The organism is Bacillus spizizenii TU-B-10, from assembly GCF_000227465.1.
Classification (GTDB): Bacteria; Bacillota; Bacilli; order Bacillales; family Bacillaceae; genus Bacillus; species Bacillus spizizenii.
On record NC_016047.1, the window covers coordinates 2,486,690 to 2,503,493 of the forward strand.

Sequence of the window (16,804 nt, forward strand, 5' to 3'; positions counted from 1 at the left end):
CATGAATGCTTCCTTACTTACGATTTTACAGGGAAAAGGTTTCAATTTGATCCTGATTGTTTATGCCCCAAGCAGTCGAAAACACATAAAACCACTTAAATGAGAGTCGATCAAGCGGCCTGCCATATAGGATTCTGCAATGATGTTTGAATCGACGCAAAGCACAAGAATAAATAACCCGATTAGTTTCAAACACATGTATCACTCCAACCTGCAAATAGACGCTTCATATTCATTGTCGGCTATAACAAATGTCGCCAAAACAAAACGCCTCCTATTTGGTAATAGGATTGTATTGAGAAATTTTCAAATGGAAAGAAAAACAGCAAAAATATCCCAATCTAATTTACAGACCAGGTTATTATAAAATCCGTATTTTACTTCCTTTTTCCGATATGTATCGGCAATTTTCATAAAAGCACTTCTCGACAAATTGTGAACACAAAAAGAAAACCAGCCATAAAAGACTGGTCTAAAAATCAACTTCTAACATATAACCGTTTTGTTTAAGCCATTCCTTGGCTTTAATATATGTTGGCACTTGTATTGATACAATATTCCAAAACTCTGGTGTATGGTTAGGCTCAATTAGGTGAACCAGCTCGTGGACAATTATATAATCCAAGACATACATTGGAGCTTTCATTAATCGCCAATTAAAGATGACATTATTATTAGGAGTACAAGACCCCCATCTGTATTTCATATCTGAAATTTTGATATCCTTATAACTTACGCCTAAATGTTGAGCATAAGATTTTACTTTTGGCTTGATCTTTATTTTTGCCCGTTCAATATACCAGGCTTTCAATAATGAATAAGCATCTTTTTGGTTTGATCTAGAGATTAAGAATCTTTGACTAAATTCGACTCCATCAATTTCATTATCAACCACTAGGAGTTGATAGTTTCTACCTAAGTACGTTATGGTTTCACCAGAAACAAATTCTTTCGGCTGCAAATTCAGTGGATATTTTTGTTCATGATTTACTTTATCAAGGATCCAATTTTTTTTGGACTTTACAAGAAAATCAATTTTTTCTTCTGATACTCCCTCGGGAGCCCTAACTATAATACTTCTGTCACGCTCAACGGAAATATTTACAGTTTTACGCTTACTGTACTTTATTTCATACTTCAATTCCATTAAGTCTCACCTATGATGATAAAATGATTTGCTTTAGCATGCTCCATTACACGGGTAATTAACACTCTAAACTTACTTCTCATCTTAGACAACCTTAAATACTCTGGGGATAAGAATAAGCTTTGTAAATTACCTTTCAATCTACTTTGCGCCGGAGGACTATCCCAGAAACCCGTTAATTGTATTTCATTCCTAACCAGGTGATAAACGTCCATCGTTAAACTAACATTTTGAGAAATTTGGTCATCTGTAAGCTGGTCGGAGTTAAAAAGCTCCGTCCTGAATATACGGAAAAATGGCATTTGCTTTTTACGGTCTAACCCATAGGTTTCTTCCCGTTCACGGTTTCTAATTTTTTCTCGAAGCTTCTCCAATTCCTCAAAAATCTTCTCCCAATTACCTGCAAACTCCTCAAGGATTTGAGAAAGACTTTCAGAAAATGAAGCAAAAAGCTCGGGATCTTCGTCCATATTAATATTAATATAGTGGCGCACAGCATGTTCAACTTCAGCTGCTTTTGTTTTAGTCCTTTTTCTTCCTTTTACATTTTTTTGAAATTCATCAGACATGATTGAAATTGGTTCTACTTTTTGTGTTATACCTTTAGATTTAAGAAACTCATCGGCGATTACACGCAACTTTTGGGGAATTCCCTTCATGCTAAAACGGTCATCTCTAAGATGTTGTTGGGCTAATCCGTTTATCATCGTAAAGTTTTTCCAATCATTAAAGTACTCCAAGGCTTCCTTTCGAGGTAGTACAGTATTAAAACATTTAGTTAATTGACGATATAACCGGACATATTCGTAGCGTATATCTTCATCATAAAAAATATCGTAAAAAGCATCGGTGTCAGTTAGGTCTTGTAATCCATTCTTCTTTAAAAATTCTGTTATATCTTGGTGAGCTTTTATCAATTCATTTAACTCAGCAGAGTCATCTGAAAGGCTATCTATAATTTCTTGCTGCTCTTTTTCGTCATAAAAATCGAGAGCTCGCTTGATGTGATGGCCAATCCCAACATAATCAACGACAAAGCCTTTATCCTTGCCGTCAGGACCAACTCTATTTACACGAGCTATTGCCTGCAATAAATTATGATTAGTGATGACCCTATCCATATAAAGCACTTGTTCTACAGGGGCATCAAAACCAGTCAGGAGCATATTGTTAACAATAATAATACCTACATTACCATCTTCTCCATCATTTTCTTCTTCAAATGGAAGTTTAAAGCGTTTTATGCTTTTTTTGTGGTACTCGATTTTTGTAAAGGGTTTTATCTCAGGGTCATCATTTCTATCACCAGATATTACAACTGCACTTTCTACCTTTTTTAACAAGTCAATATTGACTAACATTGGATTATGGATTACTAATTCTGCAATTTTCTTTTTTAAAGCTTCATCAATGGCTTTTTTATACCGAACCGTTGCAGATCTTGAATGAGCTACAATTTGTGCTTTAAAACCACTAGAAAAAATATGTTCAACATAATGATCTATCATACTTAAAGCCTTAGCATTTATTGTTTCATTGGCTTCTAAGTATGCTCCTCTTGAACCGTAACCTAAAATTTGTAATCTTTCCGCGAGGTTATAATCACTAAAGACATCTTCAAATTTATCGTCCATGCCTTTTTTGTCTTGCACTTCCGCGTTGTGGGTAAATCCTTCGTAAACAATTTCAAGGATAACTCCATCTTCTTGTGCTTGCCGAATTGTGTATTTATCAATGTAATCTTTATATCGCTTTTCAGTTTTCTCTGTAGGTGTTCCAGTAAAACCAATAGACGTAGCTTCTGGTAATGCCTTATCAAGGTTTGCGCCTAAAAGTGAATATTGGGAACGATGTGCCTCGTCAATCATTATAAGGATATTTGGACTTTTATTTAATTCCGGAAAAATTTGTTCCAAGTCCCTATCTTGAAATTTGTGAATCATAGCCATTACTAAATCCGAGTTATCATTTGCTAATAACTCTTTCAAACTTTTGCCGTCAGGAACGTCTTTAGGATTTATAAATTCTGCTGTCTTTATCGTGAAACCAACACTTTGTCCTGTTTCCGATAATTGTTCTTCCAACTGAGTACGATCTGTGATAAAGATTATTTTCCAAGTCTGTAGTTTAGACTTTAATTTCATTTCTCGAACCAGGAACATCATTGTAAGTGACTTGCCGGAACCTTGGGTGTGCCAAATAATCCCGCCACGTTCAAACTTATTTCGTCCTTCTTCTAGACGTTTAACAGCTAATTTCACAGCCCTAAACTGTTGATATCGGCCGACTACCTTTATTCTTTTTCCTTTATCGTCAGTTTTGAATACAGTAAATACTTGTATGATATCTAAAAGGTTACGGAGGTCAAGCATACCCGCTACTAATCTTTGTTGGTCATTAGGAGAGGACTGTCCATGTTCTAAATCGTTAACTGTTCTTGGATATGGATCTGTCCATCTGTAAAACAGCTTCTCAATATGAGTTGTGATTGTGCCAAATTTTGCAGAGGTTCGGCACGTAGTTATTAAAAATTGGTTGTAATAAAAAAGTTCCTGATTCCCTTCTCCGGTTGCATTACGCTGTTCAGAATACCTTAATAGTTGGTCAATAGCTTCAGTAATCGGTTCTTTAACTTTTGGTGATTTTGCTTCTACAACTACTAACGGCAGACCATTTATAAACAATACAATATCAGGGATGATGTGGTTTTCAGTCCCAATAATTTGAATTTTAAATTGTGAAATAGCGGTAAATATATTATTTTCAATATTTTTAAAGTCAATGAGTCTAACTGTAGGACTTAATTCACCTGTCATCTCATTTTTTTCAACTGTCGTATTTTCAAGTAGTAAATCTAAAACTTTTTTGTTATTTTCCAATAAGCTATTTTCATCAAATGTTGTGACCTTTCTAATAACTCCTTCTATCTGGCTCTGAGTCAAAAAAGGATTTATTCTTTTCAATGATTTTCTAAGTTTGGGTAACAAAACAACCTCCGAAAAGCTATTCCTATAGCTTTCCAAAGGATTTTGTTGCATCTTTAATTCAATTACTTCATTTTCTCCATTATTCCATCCTAAATTTTTCAGTTGTTCTAAAAAAGGCATTTCGACATGATTATACTCGTCCAATTTAAGACTTTCTCTCTGGGTGCCAGAATATTTGTTGTCATTAGAAATTATCACTATAAAGCCACACCCTTTTTCGATAATTCATTTACATGGATTTTTCCAGTTAATAAATCTTGCATTAAGCCTTTCTTAATTCTTTTCAATTTATCATTTCTTATCTGTTCCTCTTTAATTCGTGCCCTAATGCTCTTCATACTTTCAACTATTCGAATTTGTTCCTCAATACTCATTTTCGGAACAAGAAGTTCTTTCATATCACCAACATTAAAGTGCTGTTGTGCAATCCCGCCTTGATATTTCAAAATTTGACTCTTGCCGCCTTTTGAATTTATCCATGTAACAAGAAACTCCGGAATCATTTTATTTAAATCAGGTTTGGTAATAACTAAATCAATACAATTAATTCCATCTAATTTCTCGGTGACGATTGCTGACACCCCAGGATTTCCAGTCCTAACAGAAACTATATCTCCGGTCCTCAGTATACTCTTAGAATTCCTCGCATTGTCTTCCCTTGACATATATACTAAATTGGTAAGTTCAATTCCAGTTTCTTTTACATTAAATGAACGCAACATGGGAATACCATCTTCAACGTAATATTGAGATGGCTTTACAACGATTCCAACTTTTATTTCCTTAGTTAATTGAGAACTTGGAAGTACTCCCCACTCCTTAGGTATTATTCCAATTGGACTCTCCTTAAACTCGTGAGTTAATTCTGACCTTATATTTCCTTTATCATCAATCCCCTTAGTTAACAGTTCTTGTAACAGGCCATCTTTAATACGGTTATATTTTTCAATAAGTTGAGAACTCAAGGTTATTGATTTATCAATTGATCTTAACACTCCGGCAATTTCTTTTTGCTCCTCAATAGCTTCAGGTATTACAAACTCCAAATTTTTAACAATTTTTGCATTTAGGTTGCTCTGTGTGGTGTGAGCAGAATGTTCAAGAATTGAACCTCTTTTGAAATCAAGTAAATAATATAAAAATTCAAGGTCTACCTTATTAAGGTTTGGGATGATATTTAATATTGCCTGATTTGTTGCAACTTCCATTTTATTAATCCTTGGAACACCTAAAGTTGCATATATTGAATATAGTAATGTGTTTTCAGGAACTAACCAGGCTGATGAAGATTGTAATCCATCCTGAGTGATGTTTTTTTTAGTAACCGTCAAATATTTTTTCGTACTTGTCATATCTTCAATGGTAACAAAGGGAATATCTCCATTGTAATAAGATGAGTTATCGCTTTTTGGAGTTCCACCGGATTGCATTTTAATTGCTAATTCCTCTAACTTAATTTTAATCCAATCGCCCATCCAAATTTACCCCCGATAACCTAAGCTTATTAATAACTCATTTAAAGCTTGATCTGCCATTTCTTTACTTTGTTCAATTTCTTCCCATGAAATTGCATATTTATCATAAAGATTTTCCAGGCTATTAATTAGCGTCCTTTTTTCGTTATTTAAATAACGGTGTAACTGAGCATTAATTAAATCATATTGTTTTTCTAAAATTAATGCTTTGCTTTCCTCAAGTGTAATAATCCCACCTATTTCTTCAAGTAAATAATCTAAACTTTCAAATTTTGTTATGAGGCTTACTTTATCTTTAGAAATGGAATTATATTGTTTTGTTATTTCCTTAAAAGCCTTTTTTGCATCGCTAATTTGTCCGAGTACTTCTTTATTAGTACTACTTTCCTTGTTTAATTCCTTTTCTAAATTTGTTACAGATTTTTTTATATCCTCGAAATCATTGGTAGATTTTAAGCTTTCTTTAAATGGGAGAATTAATTCTTGTATATCTAAATCGTATTTTTCCAATTCTTTATCAGCTAACTCGATTAACCGATTTGTTTCCGCTGCCTCTTCTTCTGTTCCGTACCGCTTTAAAATCATTTTCAAGTTTAACAAATCATGTTTCTCTTTAATGTTTGCCTTCAATCCTTTTATTTCCTTTTCCAAATCTAAAATTAGCTCCCTGGCATTAATAAAAGGTGCTGCAAGGTCAATTCGCTGTTTTTCTTTACTGAGATAATCAATTTCATTTTTCAACTCTTTTTTCATTAAAGCAGCTGTTATCTTTTCATCTTCCTCTGCCTCATATTCTAAAACAGCAGAAGCCTCTTCAACTGCTCCAACTAATGATATCTCTTTTAATGATAATTTTTTTTCTAATTCTTCTATTTCAGCTTTTTCCAATTGGAAGAAATGCTTAATAATATACATGTCAGGAATTAGGCTTGGTGCCCATCCATTCGCCATAATTGTTTTCAAGTCATATTTAACACTGTCCCACCAATTTACAAAAACTCCGGCTATTTGATATTGATCTAATACACCAATAGGCACAAATTTTTGCTTAATAGTTTCAAGAAGTTCTTTCCTAACAGTTGGTAATTTACCGCTGTTTTCTTCTCCTGCTTTTGTAATCAATGTAGGTGCCAAAGTAGCAAAATCATTTTTAGCTATCTCCCACCATTTAGTCAACTCGTTCTCTAAAGTAACAAAGGTATTAATTACATTGTCATTTCTCTCAATTATAGTTTTAATCGATTCTTTCCTGTCTACAGTGTCAATAAAAACTTTATAATTTTCTTCCTTGGCATCAAATAAAAGCTCAGTGTTAAAATTAAATTTTTGTGAGTTAGTTTCCTTAACAGCATTAATTTCGTCAACAGGTACACCACCAATAATATGAGCTTTTACGTCTTGAGGCTCGGGTTCAGGAGTGTTATCAACATATCTTCTGATATTCAAATTGTAGTCATTTTCATCTCTGATTGTTGATATATCAACGAGCTTCGAGTATTTTTCTTCCTCAATTTTATTGGTAAATACATATTCAATCTTTTCTATATCTTCAGGCCTCAAGATATTCTGATTTTTACCTTCTGCGTAATCTTGATCTGCATTAATAAAGAAAATTTTATCCCTTAGTTCATCAGGTTTATTTTTATTTAAAACTAAAATACAAGCAGGAATACCTGTACCATAAAATAAATGTTGCGGTAACCCAATAATTCCTTCAATAATATTATCTTTTATTAAACCTTCGCGTATTTCTTTTTCCTTTCCCCCTCGAAACAAAACACCGTGAGGCATGACCACAACTACTTTTCCTTCTCGCTTACAGCTTGCCAACATATGTTGAACGAACATTAAATCTGCTTTTTTACCTGTTTCAGGCGCAAAACCATATCTAAAACGGTTAGTTATAACCATATCTGCTTTTGTGTAGTTTTGAGAAAATGGTGGATTGGCGATGACTCTATCAAATTGTTTTAATTGTCCATGTTCTACATTTAAAGGCTCAGTGAGAGTATCTCCGTACTCAATTTTATAGTTTGTTATGTTGTGCAGTATTATATTCATTTTACAAATTGCCACTACAGTTGGATCGAGCTCTTGTCCATGTAACTCCAAATTTTGAGCTTTCCACCCTTGCTCTTCAACATATTGATATGACTGAATAAGCATACCACCGGAACCAGCAGTTGGGTCATATACACTCATACCTTCCTCAGGTTTTAACAAGCGTACTAATAAACGAACAACTTGTGGAGGAGTATAGAATTGGCCACCTTTTTTACCTGATTCATCAGCAAAATACTTTAATAAGTATTCATAAGCTGCTCCTAACAAATCGGGAAACTCAAAATTATCATTAACTAAAGCAGGGAACTGATTAAAATGGTCAATCATATCCTTCAAATCTTTATTTTTGACAATCTGTTTTCCATCTACTTCCTTATTGAAGTTTATTCGACCCTTAAAAATTCCTGATAAGGTTAGAGGATTCGCTTCTTCAACAGCATCCAGAGCCTTGTTTAGCATTTGGCCAATATTATTTTGTAGGTGTTTTATCGGTGGTTGTTCAATACCATTCTCGTCAATGAATCCTTCGTTCCATCTAGCTCTTTTAGGAACAAAGAATGTTTCACCATAGGTAGCTGGATCTTCCAATAATTCATTTAAAAATTCTTCATCTTCTGGTTCCCCAGTGTTAAGGTGAGAGTAGGTAGTATTTCGCAGGTGTTCTCTTTTCTCATCAAATACATCTGACATCCGCTTCAAGAACAACATTCCAAATATGAATTCTTTGTATTCAGCTGCATCCATTTTTCCTCGAAGTATGTCTGCTGCTTTCATCAAGAAGGATTCTAACTGCTGTAATTTTATCTTCTCTTGTCTCATGATGTGGCTCCTCTACTATCATATATACTAAATAGATTGCTCTAATTCTTAAGTATATTAAACTGGACAGTCTATGGCAAATATAGCCCCCTACCGATTTAGAAAAACGGTATAGGGGGGAAAGGACCAGGTCTAGGTTGGGTGAAAAAAATTGATTCCCCATTATTCAGATTTTCGTAAGTGTAAATACAAAAAAATAACCACCCAGCACCTACGCTGAGTGGTCATGAGTTTAACTTACTACCTTAGTAAAGCAAGTAATGGATTTTCTGGTTGAGGTTGATTTTCTTGATCCATCTGCTCAAGCTTTTTTTGGTCAACTTTAATCTTAGATAAGTCGTTACTAAATTTTAGCCTTTGATTCAGAGGAATACATAACATTGTCATATCCTGAACTATTGACTGCTCGATTATCTTCCCTCAAGCCTATCAACCCACTCGTCTTCAATATCTAATCCGATAATTACTTTGCTGTATAACTCATATCTATACAAGCTCTCAGTTTTGCTAAGTTTATGGAAAATCGCTAATTCTTTTTCATTCATTGGAAATATAGGTTTTGGCTTTGAATTTCCTCTTTTTACTATGGTTTCATCCAAGTTGGCTCGTCTTTCTTTCTCAAACTTTGATACCTTCCTTGTCATATTATGAATACTTTTCACTGGTCTACCCATTGTAATCTTCCTTTCAATTTTCTATTTTTCGTTTTTTGGGGAATGGATTTTTTCACTCCAACCTCCCCTCGGTCTCTTCGTTCACCTAACCATAAAAAATGGGGTATAGGGGGCTATCCCACTTATGCCGTACTATTTCCCAGATCCGATTTTCATATATACTCTGGTTACTCTGTTTAGCATGTTTAGTTAATATTATTACAATAAGTGAATGTAATGGTACGTTTAACTCCTTGGCTTCATTAATGAGCTGTTGAGCCACCATCATTGGAAGCCTTAATGCGATTTGTTTAATGTTTTTAATCAGCTTGGTATCATAATAGTATCTATATAGTATCTATACGTACCAAACAAAAGAGTAAGTCTGCATGAAAAAATTAGTCTGATCTAATCACTGCAGGAAACGGAATCAGAATGATTTTTCTTATAGAAAAGTGGACCCAACTCCGTTTGCTGCAAATGCCACCTACAACTTCACAACCTCCCAGACAGTGTGCTGCTTATTATTAAGCGCTTTTCTCTTGTCAACATTTGTGAAACCATGAGCATTTTATAAACTCCTTAATCATAGTTAGGCTGGCAAGTCTTACATTTCTTTTAGAATCACCGAAATAATTACTGATTGCAGATTCAAATTCACGCTTGCCTTCACCGAACATTCTAAGCCCTACTCGCTTTTCTTGAGCCATACTTAGCTCACTTGAAGCCTCTCCTTTATTTCGTCATTGAATTTTGACGGCCTTCCAGGATGATATGGTCGGAGCCGGTTACTGGAACGAGTATGATCGCCACAACGGGACCACAATTTACACAAAAAATCCTGCACTATCGCAATTCAGTCGCGAACAGAGACTTAGTGGGCGATGGGGTGATCAAATCGCTAAGAACCTCGCCTACTTTATAGGCACAGTTATTGTTCGCAATCCAGATACACACGGTCTAAATGAGGCAAACTTTACATTTGATGAGAACGGAAATATCACGAACGTAAACGGCGATGAGCTTGTCTACGATAAAAACCTAAACGCAATGCTGCCGGCTGGCGCGATCGGCGGCGGGGATGCCATTAAAGTAACTCCCAAAAGTGCGAAAAAACTTGCCGAAAAAGTTAACGCGATGGTCGAGGATCTGAGAATGATGAAAAAAGAAGCGCAAAATGCTTATCAAGAGCACGATGAGAAAGTTGCTGAACTAAAGACGGAATTTTACGGTCAAGTTGGCCATGGCTTTTATGATCAGCTAAATGCGCAGGATGTAACCAATACGTTAGAGGATATAGCCCAGTCTTACGATAAAGGACCGATATTTTACGACACACAGGCTGAACAATCATACATAGATTCGCTACAGGCAGCAATTACAGACCTTGAGGAAATAGTCGGTTTCGGCATGACGAGACAACACCTTTAGAACCTCGATCGCGGCAGGCGTTAGATCGGATTTATTGCGGTATATGTGCGTACGGATGGCGCCATTAAGCTCGTCCACTGAACGGAACGACGCCATTTTAGAGGCTTCTTTCGTATACATTCGGTTTCTCTCCTCGATAAGAGACGGCAACCGTAGCGGAAAATTAGACGCACTTAAATAAGCGTTGACTTGTACGCTTTTTTCCGATAAAATAGACGTAGGCTAGGACGTACTATCTATCGGATTTATTTCCGCTGGATGGCGTTCTTTTTTTTTGTTTTTTTTTTATAAGTTGAAAGTATTTAACGGAGAATGTTTTTGATACTTCTTTGCAATTTCATCCTCTGTAAAATCTAAATATGCTTTTTGAGTTACCTCTACACTCGAATGCCCTAATATGCGTGAAAGTGTGACAAAGTCTCCCCCGTTTAATAAATAATATTTAGCAAAATTATTTCGTAATTGATGTGGAGTCACTTCAATATTCACAGAGTTAGCTGCCTTTTTTAATACTTTTTCAAAGCTACTTACATCTTGTTTGTTCCCTCTAGTCGTGGGAAAAAGATACTCACTATCACTGAATCGATCCCTATATAGAAGCCATCTTCGTAAATCTTTTGAGAGCCGGTCGGATATAAAGGCATAGCGCTGCCGTTTATTTTTAGGGTTAGTAATTAAAATCGAATGCGCTTTAAAATCTAAATCTTCCGGCTTCAAATTAACGCATTCCCCTATCCTCATCCCTGTATCGAGAAGAGTACGAACCATAATCCAATTTCTATACCCATGAAATGTTGTTGTATCGAAGGCGCTAAATAAGCGCTTTATTTGAGAAAGAGAGAGTAATTTTTTCTTTTTGCGTTCAGGTTTAATATTTGCAACGGTCGAGGCCGGACTTTCCTTTATTTCTCTTTCGCTTACCAAAAAATTAAAAAACACTTTAATATTTCGGATATAATTAGCGATTGTGGTATCACTAATTGCCTTTGAATGGTCTGATCTCGCATATGGATTATTAAGGTTTTTAGTCCCCTCGTTAGAAACTACGGTGTATTTGCCGCGTAACCTTAGGTATTTTATATACTTGCGGAGGTGGGCCGCCTTAACATCGCGGGGATCATCGATTTCAAATTCATTTCGGAGGTAAATTGAAAAGAGGCGTAAGGTTTGTTCGTAACTAGCCTTCGTTTTTTTCGAAAGGTTCTTCGAGTCGCAATATATCATAAAATTATCGATTTGAAATTCAAATTCATTAAACATAAAAAACGTCTCCTTTCACCACATTTACATACGGCAAAGAAGACGTTAAATTAATCGGTAAGTTTTCGAGTCATTTATCGTTGTGTTAACGATATTTATCGGTAAACTCTTTATTGATCACGTAATGCAAACCCGCTTCAAAAAAGCCTTAAGAAGCCTTATGTTCTAATCTAAGCTTATCCGCAACCATTGCAATGAATTCGCTGTTGGTAGGTTTAGCTTTTGTCATGCTGACAGTATAACCGAACAGCGAGGAAATGGAATCAATGTTACCTCTGCTCCATGCCACTTCGATCGCATGGCGGATCGCTCTTTCTACACGGCTAGCGGTTGTGTTGAATTTTTTGGCGATGTCCGGATAGAGGACTTTTGTAATACTGCCGAGCAATTCAATGTCATTGTATACCATTGAGATTGCTTCGCGCAGATAGAGATAGCCTTTAATATGTGCTGGGACGCCGATTTCATGGATAATGCTTGTGATGCTCGCGTCGAGATTTTTCTTCTTTGGTTCAGGCTGGCTGCTGCGTATAATGCTGCTTTGCGATGATGGCGCACGATGCGTCACGCTGCTGGCATTTCCGCTGACTTGGCGGATATGTCCGACAAGATTTTCCATATCAAACGGTTTGAGAATAAAGTAGGAAGCGCCTAAATCGACGGCCTTTTTCGTGACATCTTCCTGTCCAAAGGCTGTCAGCATAATGACATTCGGCTGTTTTTTCAGATCTGATTCCCTCAGCCGCTCTAAAACCGCAAGTCCATCCAAATGCGGCATAATAATATCCAATACGAGCACATCGGGATCTTTTTCTTTAAACAACGACAGGCATTCCTGTCCGTTATAAGCAACACCGATCACTTCCATGTCTTCCTGTCCTTCTATATATTCACTCAACAGGCTTACCAGCTCTCGATTATCGTCAGCAACACAAACTTTAATTTTCTCCACGTTTCTTCCTCCCCAAATGTAGTTAACAGGATTCACCCTTGCTACATGTTTACATTCGACAAAACCGCTATATACCCTCTAAAAAAAATCATAATCACCAATATTAGTGGCATATCTTTGTTATTCTATGTTTTTCTCCGTTTTTCGACTAAAAATGAAATTTGACAAACAAGGAAACGTGAATTTGTCGAAAAATCTTCTTTTGTACATTTTACCGTATGTATTCCGAGAAGTGAAGAGGGATCAAAACAAAAAAACTGCCGGAAATACCGGCAGTCAGCTTGCTTTTTCTTTTTCGTAAATATCGATTCCTGCTTCTGACAGCATCCATTCAATATGAACGCCGTAGCCGCTTGTCGGGTCATTTACAAACACATGGGTGACAGCGCCGATCACTTTTCCATTTTGAATGATCGGACTCCCGCTCATCCCCTGTACGATGCCGCCTGTTTCTTTCAACAGTCTTGGATCGGTTATTTTTAAAACCATTCCTTTTGTCGCCGGGAATTTTTGCGGTGTTGTGCTGACGATTTCAATATCAAACTTTTCTACCTTGTCATCATCAATGACCGTTAAAATTTCAGCAGGCCCTTTTTTGACTTCAGTAGAAAACGCAACCGGCAGTGCTTGATCTGAAATGTTGTTTTGAATCGGCTGATGCAGTGTGCCGAAAATGCCAAATGGGCTGTTTCTGTTAATATCCCCGATCGTTTTACGTTCTGAGGAAAATCGCGCCAGTTTTTCTCCCGGATTTCCGCCTGTCCCTTTTTCAATGGATGTTACAGTTGATTTAACAATTTCTCCATTTTCCACTACGATTGGTTTCTTTGTGTCCATGTCAGAAATCACGTGGCCAAGTGCTCCGTATTTTTTTGTTTTCGGTTCATAAAAAGTCATTGTGCCGATGCCAGCAGCAGAATCCCTGATGTATAAACCAATTCTGTACTTGCCTTCTGCTTCATCCTTTTCCGGAATGAGCTTTGTTTTGATTTTTTGTTTGTCACGTTTAATGAGCAAATCTAAAGATTCTCCGGTTTTACCGGCTTTCTGAATAAATGGGGCCACATCATTCATTTTTTCAATTTTCTGTCCATTCATCTCAATAATGATGTCGCCCGCTTCAATACCGGCCGTTTCTCCCGGAGATTTTTTGCCTTCACTTGTATTGATTTGATGAAATCCGACGACAAGAACACCGACGGAATGAAGCTTTACACCGATTGATTGTCCGCCAGGTATGACCTTTAAATCAGGAAGAACCTGCACTTTTGTTTTTTTGATTGGAAATCCGGCAAGATCGTATACTAACTCTGACTCACCTGATTTTTTGCCTGTCACCTTGATTTCATGCGGGTCTTTCTTTACTGTAAACGCTTCTGATGATTCTTGTGCATGAGCGTTTACTGATAAACCTGTTTCAATCGCTTGTGTTTGGGTTTCAAATACTCTCATTTGCGTTGGAATCAGTAAATACTCTTTTAGCGGTTTGCATAAACCTACACTTAATAACGAAACAAGGAGAATTAAACCTACTGCTTTTCTGATGTTATCGGGCATTCACTACTTCACTCTCCTCGCTCCTATCCCACACCTTCTTTATGTCTTGCTGCTACATCTTTAATTTTGCCTTCTGACACCTTATTTATAACTGTCATATAAAGAAAAACATTGGATATACTGATGAACGAATGGATGTGTGCGAAAAAAAATAAGCTGCGCTTCTCGCGCAGCTTACCCAGTTGTTTTGACTTGATCCGCTTGTTTTAGAAGTTCTTTCGCATGGCGTTTCGTCAAGTCTGTTACTTCGACTCCGGCAATCATGCGCCCGATTTCCACTACCTTTTCCTGCTTAGACAGCGGCTTGACACGTGTCGTGGTTCTGCCGTCTTTTAACTCCTTCGCAATATAAAGATGCGTATCGGCCATGGCAGCTACCTGAGGCAAGTGTGTAATACACAGCACTTGTGATCCTATTGAGACTTTATGGATCTTCTCAGCGATTGCCTGCGCGACTCTGCCGCTTACACCGGTATCTACCTCATCGAATATAATCGACGTCACATCCTGCTGCGAGGAAAAAATGCTTTTGATGGCAAGCATCACCCGGGACAGCTCCCCTCCGGAAGCGACTTTCGAAAGGGATTTCAAAGGCTCGCCTGTGTTGGTTGAAATTAAAAACCTGACCAGATCAATTCCTTGGTCAGTCAGCTGAACAGGCTGGCCGTTTACAATCGGCGCCTCCTCATTGCGAGACGCTGTTCTGACCTTAAATTCCGTATCAAAAGTTGATTTTTCCATATAGAGGCTTTTTAATTCTCGATGAATCTCATCGGCCAGCTTTTTCGCCCATGCTTTCCGGATTTGTGAAACATTTGCCGCTTCCACCGCAACATCTTTGCCGACTGAGTCAAGCTCCTTCTTCACGCTTTGAAGATGGCTGTCCCTGTTTTCAATTTGGTCAATCTCTTCTTCAATTTTAGAGGCGTATTCCAAAATCTCCTCAACAGTTGCACCGTATTTTCGTTTCAGCTGTTTGATTTCATTAAGACGCGTCTCAATATAATTCAGGCGTTCCGGGTCATATTCAAGCTCATCCAGCATATTTCTCATCTGAAATGTAGCGTCCTCCAGCAGATAGTAAGAGTTCGACACACTTTCAGACAGTTTTTTCAGCGGTTCGTTAATATCGGATATATCTTCGAGCTGCGCTGATGCCATTCCGACCCAGTCCAGTCCGCCCTGCTCACTGCGAAGCGCGTTATATGCATTTTGCAGCGATTCATAGATCTTCTCAAAGTTTGAAATTTGCTGGCGCTCTTCTTGGAGCTGTTCATCTTCATTAAGCTCGAGCTTTGCCGATTCGATTTCTTCGAGCTGAAATTGAATAAGGTCCAGGCGGTGGGCCATTTCCTGTTCGCTTTCAGAAAGCTGTTTTAGCTTTTTAAGCAGCTTCATATACCGATGGTACCCTTCCTGATATGCTTGAAGCGCGCTTTCTACTTCGGCTCCGGCAAACTTGTCCAAAAGCTGGAGATGATTTTCGTCCTCCATTAACAGCTGGTTATCGTGCTGCCCGTGAATATCTAATAAAAGCCTGCCGATCTCTCTTAACGAAGCAATCGTGACAAGCTTGCCATTAACACGGCAAACGCTTTTTCCGCTCGTGCTGATATCCCTTCTCATGACGATCATTTCGTCTGAAACGTCGATTCCCTGCTCAGTGCATACGTCAAAAACGGGGTGGCCGCTCTCCAATAGAAACAGCCCTTCAAGCTCGGCTTTTGTCTCTCCATATCTGACAAATTCAGATGATCCGCGGCCTCCGACTAAAAGAGAAATGGCGTCTATGATGATGGATTTGCCGGCTCCGGTTTCTCCTGTTAAAACCGTGAGCCCTCGTTCAAAAGAAACCGTCAGTTCCTCAATAATGGCAAAGTTTTTAATCGATAGTTCAGCTAACAAACAGCATTACACCTCTTATCTTTGTTAGATTTCTGTTACAGCAGCTCAAGCAGCCTGTTTTTTACGCCGTCTGTATCTTCAGGAGTCCGGCAAATAATTAAAATCGTGTCATCTCCGCAAATGGTTCCCATAATTTCATCCCAGTCTAAATTGTCCATCAGCGCTCCGATTGCCTGGGCGTTTCCCGGCATCGTTTTCAGCACAATCATATGGCTTGCTGAGTCTATTTTCACAAATGCGTCCATCAATGCCCGCTTCAGCTTGGACAACGGATTGAAACGCTGGTCTGCCGGAAGACTGTATTTGTAAGAGCCGTTATTCGTAGGCACTTTCACAAGGTGAAGTTCTTTGATATCCCGTGAAACCGTGGCTTGTGTTACTTTGTATCCATCCTGCTTCAGCATGTCGACCAATTCATCCTGCGTTTCGATTTCATTGCTTGTAATGATCTCTCTGATTTTAATATGCCTCTGGCCTTTGTTCATGTAAGCACCTCTATTTCCAGCTTATCTGTTCTTTTATGTTATATGATTCTCTGCAAATTGTACATGAAT

10 protein-coding genes and 2 pseudogenes are annotated in these 16,804 nt (G+C 37.5%); 1 reads left to right on the top strand and 11 read right to left on the bottom strand.

Annotated elements, in window-relative coordinates; all coding sequences use genetic code 11:
* Positions 1-472: 472 nt before the first annotated feature.
* The 5 genes from GYO_RS34320 to GYO_RS43120 all read right to left on the bottom strand — a co-directional run bounded on the left by GYO_RS34320 (position 473) and on the right by GYO_RS43120 (position 9,166).
* Positions 473-1,147 carry a M48 family metallopeptidase gene (locus GYO_RS34320; RefSeq protein ID WP_014114348.1) on the bottom strand — a complete coding sequence of 225 codons (675 nt, stop codon included), beginning with the start codon at positions 1,145-1,147 and terminating at the stop codon, positions 473-475.
* Positions 1,147-4,278 carry a type I restriction endonuclease subunit R gene (locus tag GYO_RS34325; protein WP_041521178.1) on the bottom strand — a complete coding sequence of 1,044 codons (3,132 nt, stop codon included), beginning with the start codon at positions 4,276-4,278 and terminating at the stop codon, positions 1,147-1,149. The genes GYO_RS34320 and GYO_RS34325 overlap by 1 nt, the downstream gene beginning before the upstream one ends.
* Positions 4,279-4,331: 53 nt before the next feature.
* Positions 4,332-5,609, bottom strand: a complete 1,278-nt coding sequence (locus tag GYO_RS34330) for a restriction endonuclease subunit S (protein ID WP_014114350.1) — start codon at positions 5,607-5,609, stop codon at positions 4,332-4,334.
* A 6-nt stretch (positions 5,610-5,615) separates the two neighbouring features.
* Positions 5,616-8,492 (bottom strand): type I restriction-modification system subunit M, encoded by a 2,877-nt coding sequence (locus GYO_RS34335; RefSeq protein WP_014114351.1) that lies wholly within the window; start codon positions 8,490-8,492, stop codon positions 5,616-5,618.
* A 410-nt stretch (positions 8,493-8,902) separates the two neighbouring features.
* Positions 8,903-9,166, bottom strand: a complete 264-nt coding sequence (locus tag GYO_RS43120) for a hypothetical protein (protein ID WP_014114352.1) — start codon at positions 9,164-9,166, stop codon at positions 8,903-8,905.
* A 747-nt stretch (positions 9,167-9,913) separates the two neighbouring features.
* Between GYO_RS43120 and GYO_RS34345 the strand changes: the two are divergent.
* Positions 9,914-10,576: pseudogene (locus GYO_RS34345) on the top strand (YtxH domain-containing protein); the annotation flags it as partial.
* On the opposite strand, the pseudogene GYO_RS44280 reads toward GYO_RS34345, so the two are convergent.
* The 6 genes and pseudogenes from GYO_RS44280 to argR all read right to left on the bottom strand — a co-directional run.
* A pseudogene (locus GYO_RS44280) lies at positions 10,553-10,696 on the bottom strand (helix-turn-helix domain-containing protein); the annotation flags it as partial. The pseudogenes GYO_RS34345 and GYO_RS44280 overlap by 24 nt on opposite strands.
* A gap of 165 nt (positions 10,697-10,861) precedes the next feature.
* On the bottom strand, positions 10,862-11,836 hold the full coding sequence (locus tag GYO_RS34350) for a tyrosine-type recombinase/integrase (RefSeq protein ID WP_014114354.1): 975 nt from the start codon (positions 11,834-11,836) through the stop codon (positions 10,862-10,864).
* 148 nt (positions 11,837-11,984) lie between these two features.
* Complete coding sequence (spo0A, locus tag GYO_RS34355) at positions 11,985-12,788, bottom strand: sporulation transcription factor Spo0A (protein ID WP_003226427.1); 804 nt, start codon at positions 12,786-12,788, stop codon at positions 11,985-11,987.
* A gap of 276 nt (positions 12,789-13,064) precedes the next feature.
* Positions 13,065-14,345 (bottom strand): SpoIVB peptidase, encoded by a 1,281-nt coding sequence (gene spoIVB, locus GYO_RS34365; protein WP_014114356.1) that lies wholly within the window; start codon positions 14,343-14,345, stop codon positions 13,065-13,067.
* A 174-nt stretch (positions 14,346-14,519) separates the two neighbouring features.
* Positions 14,520-16,250, bottom strand: coding sequence for a DNA repair protein RecN (gene recN, locus GYO_RS34370; protein WP_014114357.1), 1,731 nt, complete (start codon positions 16,248-16,250; stop codon positions 14,520-14,522).
* A gap of 35 nt (positions 16,251-16,285) precedes the next feature.
* Positions 16,286-16,735 carry an arginine repressor ArgR gene (gene argR, locus GYO_RS34375; RefSeq protein ID WP_014114358.1) on the bottom strand — a complete coding sequence of 150 codons (450 nt, stop codon included), beginning with the start codon at positions 16,733-16,735 and terminating at the stop codon, positions 16,286-16,288.
* Positions 16,736-16,804 lie beyond the last annotated feature (69 nt).

Bases quoted from the DNA above. Each gene is read 5' to 3' on its own strand.
- GYO_RS34320 (WP_014114348.1), bottom strand. From the start codon at position 1,147: ATGGAATTGAAGTATGAAATAAAGTACAGTAAGCGTAAAACTGTAAAT.
- GYO_RS34330 (WP_014114350.1), bottom strand. From the start codon at position 5,609: ATGGGCGATTGGATTAAAATTAAGTTAGAGGAATTAGCAATTAAAATG.
- GYO_RS34335 (WP_014114351.1), bottom strand. From the start codon at position 8,492: ATGAGACAAGAGAAGATAAAATTACAGCAGTTAGAATCCTTCTTGATG.
- GYO_RS43120 (WP_014114352.1), bottom strand. From the start codon at position 9,166: ATGGGTAGACCAGTGAAAAGTATTCATAATATGACAAGGAAGGTATCA.
- GYO_RS34350 (WP_014114354.1), bottom strand. From the start codon at position 11,836: ATGTTTAATGAATTTGAATTTCAAATCGATAATTTTATGATATATTGC.
- spoIVB (WP_014114356.1), bottom strand. From the start codon at position 14,345: ATGCCCGATAACATCAGAAAAGCAGTAGGTTTAATTCTCCTTGTTTCG.
- argR (WP_014114358.1), bottom strand. From the start codon at position 16,735: ATGAACAAAGGCCAGAGGCATATTAAAATCAGAGAGATCATTACAAGC.